The organism is Kribbella albertanoniae (assembly GCF_004348455.1).
Classification (GTDB): Bacteria; Actinomycetota; Actinomycetes; order Propionibacteriales; family Kribbellaceae; genus Kribbella; species Kribbella albertanoniae.
This window is the reverse complement of record NZ_SMKA01000472.1, coordinates 1-2,832: the sequence shown is the minus strand read 5'-3', so window position 1 is coordinate 2,832 and position 2,832 is coordinate 1. Positions and strand designations below refer to the sequence as shown.

Annotated in this window: 1 protein-coding gene; it reads right to left on the bottom strand. The window is 68.0% G+C overall.

The window, feature by feature from the left end; translation table 11 throughout:
* Window positions 1-163: 163 nt before the first annotated feature.
* Window positions 164-2,263, bottom strand: coding sequence for an NAD-dependent DNA ligase LigA (gene ligA, locus E1261_RS44180; protein WP_132416267.1), 2,100 nt, complete (start codon window positions 2,261-2,263; stop codon window positions 164-166).
* Between the last annotated feature and the right edge of the window lie 569 nt (window positions 2,264-2,832).

The window sequence follows — 2,832 nt, the reverse complement described above, 5'->3', positions numbered from 1 at the left end:
CCCTGCTGCCCGCCCGGCTGGCCCCCCGGCTGCCCGGAACCCCACGGTCCCTGTGGCGGCGTCGTCATATTCGCTCCTTTGACCCATGCATGGACGTGCAAAACTAACAGTCCGACGGCTCAGCTCTCGCGCCGGATCCCGTGATTCGGAAGGTTGTTCAGGACTAGCCCGGCTCCGGGGTGCTCGCGACCGCCGTAGCAGCCTCGGCGCCCGCCTCCAGCAGCACCCGGAATCCGGCCGCATCCAGGATCGGTACACCGAGCTGAACCGCCTTGTCGTACTTCGATCCCGGCGAATCGCCGACCACGACGAACGACGTCTTCTTCGACACCGACCCGGCCACCTTGCCACCGCGGGACACGATCGCCTCGGTCGCCTCGTCGCGGCTGAACCCCTCGACCGTCCCGGTGACCACGACCGACAACCCGGTCAGTGTCTGCTCGACCGTCGGCCCGGTCCGCTCCTGCCGCATCACGACGCCCGCGGCCTTCCATTTGTCGACGATCGCCTCGTGCCAGTCCACCGCGAACCACTCGATCACCGCGTGCGCGATGGTCGGCCCGACACCCTCGATCTCGGCCAGCTCCGCCTCGCTGGCAGCCCGGACGCCCTCGATGTCGTCGTACACGGCGGCCAGCGCCTGAGCAGCGGTCGGGCCGACGTGCCGGATCGACAGCGCGACCAGCCCACGGGCCAACGGCTGGGCCTTGGCCTGCTCGAGATTCGTCAGCAGCTTCTGTGCATTCGCGGAGAGCGCGCCGGCCTTGGTGGTGAAGAAAGAACTGCGAACGAGCTCGTCCGCGGTCAGCGTGAAGAGGTCGCCCTCGTCGACGATGAGGCCGTCGCCGATCAACGCGTCGGCCGCCTTGAAGCCGAGCACCTCGATGTCGAACGCGGCCCGGCCGGCCAGATGGAACAGCCGCTCGCGCAACTGCGCCGGGCACGATCGCGAGTTGGGGCAACGGATGTCGATGTCGCCCTCCTTCATCGGCCGCAGCTCGGTCCCGCAGGACGGGCACGTGGTCGGCATCACCCACGGCTCGGCATCGTCCGGTCGCAACTCGATCACCGGTCCGAGGATCTCGGGGATCACGTCGCCGGCCTTCCGCAGCACCACGGTGTCGCCCGGTACGACGCCCTTCCGCTCGACCTCCTTGGCGTTGTGCAGGGTCGCGAACTCCACCGTCGACCCGGCCACGCGCACCGGCTCCATGACGCCGTACGGCGTGACGCGGCCGGTGCGGCCGACATTCACCTCGATGCGCAGGAGCTTGGTGGTGACCTCCTCAGGCGGGTACTTGTACGCGATCGCCCAGCGCGGTGCACTCGAGGTCGACCCGAGCGCCCGCTGCAGGTCGATCTCGTCGACCTTCACCACGACCCCGTCGATCTCGTGGTCGACCGAGTGCCGGTTCTCGCCGTAGTACGCGATGAACTCGTTGACCTCGGCCAGCGTCTCGACCCGGCGGACCCGATCGCTGACCGGCAGGCCCCAGGCCTTCAACTGCTCGTACGCCGAGGAGAGCCGCCCGAGCCGATATCCCTCGACCTTGCCCAGCCCGTGCACGACGAACCGCAGTGGCCGGCTCGCCGACACCCGCGAATCCTTCTGCCGTAATGATCCGGCCGCACTGTTGCGCGGGTTGGAGAAGACGTCCTTGCCGGCCTCGGCCAGCTGCGCGTTCAGCTCGGTGAAGTCCTCGACCCGGAAGTAGACCTCGCCCCGAACCTCCAGGAACGCCGGAACATCGTCGCCCTGCAACTGCTCCGGGATGCTCTTGATCGTCCGCACGTTCGGCGTGACGTCCTCACCGGTCCGCCCGTCGCCGCGGGTACCGCCGCTGACCAACCGGCCGTGCTCGTAGACCAGATCGAGGGCGAGACCGTCGACCTTGAGCTCACAGAGGAACCCCGAGTCGTGGATCTGCTGGACGGTCACCTCGCGCTCGAGCCGCTTCGCCCAGGCCTCCATCTGCTCGGCCGAGAACGCGTTCGCCAGACTCTCCATCCGCATCGGATGCTGGATCGGCGCGAACAACGTCGAGATCGGCGCCCCGACCTTCTGCGTCGGCGAATCCGGCGTCCGCAGCTCGCTGTACTGCTCCTCGAGCGCCTGCAACTCGTGCATCAGCGCATCGAAGTCCGCATCGGAGATGACCGAGCTACCCAGGTAGTACTTCGCCCGGTGGTCCTCGATCTCCTTGCTCAACGCAGCATGCCGCTCCAACACCTCAGCCGGCGCCCCCGCAATCTCCTCGCTCATAGGCCGAATCTACCGCCGCCCCCCGACAGAACCGCAGCACCGCACCTTGAGCACCCACCGACCACCTTCCTCGCCCCGACATGGCCGAACCGTGCTCAAAGTCCCGCGGACCCACCTTGAGCACCCACCAACCACGCCAGGGCCGTGCGGATGGTCGACCCGTGCTCAAGGTCGAACGGGAAACCCACCTTGAGCACCCTTCGACCACCTTCCTCGCCCCGGGATGGTTGAACCGTGCTCAAAGTCCCGCGGGCCCACCTTGAGCACCTACCAACCACGGCAGGGCCGTGCGGATGGTTGAACCGTGCTCAAGGTCGACGGTTCTCGGTACGACGGGCAGGTGGCTGGTGATCTGCGCAGCGACAGGACGTATAGGGGCAGTGGGTGTCGGCGCGAGGCTCAGCGGGCGGCGGCTGGGGCGCTAGTGGGCGTATACGTCCTGTCCGTTGGAGGATCGGTGGCCGCGGGGTGGAGTAGAGGGGCCGGTCAGGCGTTGGCGGCTTCGCCTACTGTGTCGACGATTTTGCGGAGGAGGGCTAGGCGGGCCTGGGCGTCGCGGGGTGAGGGGG

What these genes read in the sequence shown, in the direction of transcription:
- ligA (WP_132416267.1), bottom strand. Translation starts at nt 2,263, where the DNA reads ATGAGCGAGGAGATTGCGGGGGCGCCGGCTGAGGTGTTGGAGCGGCAT.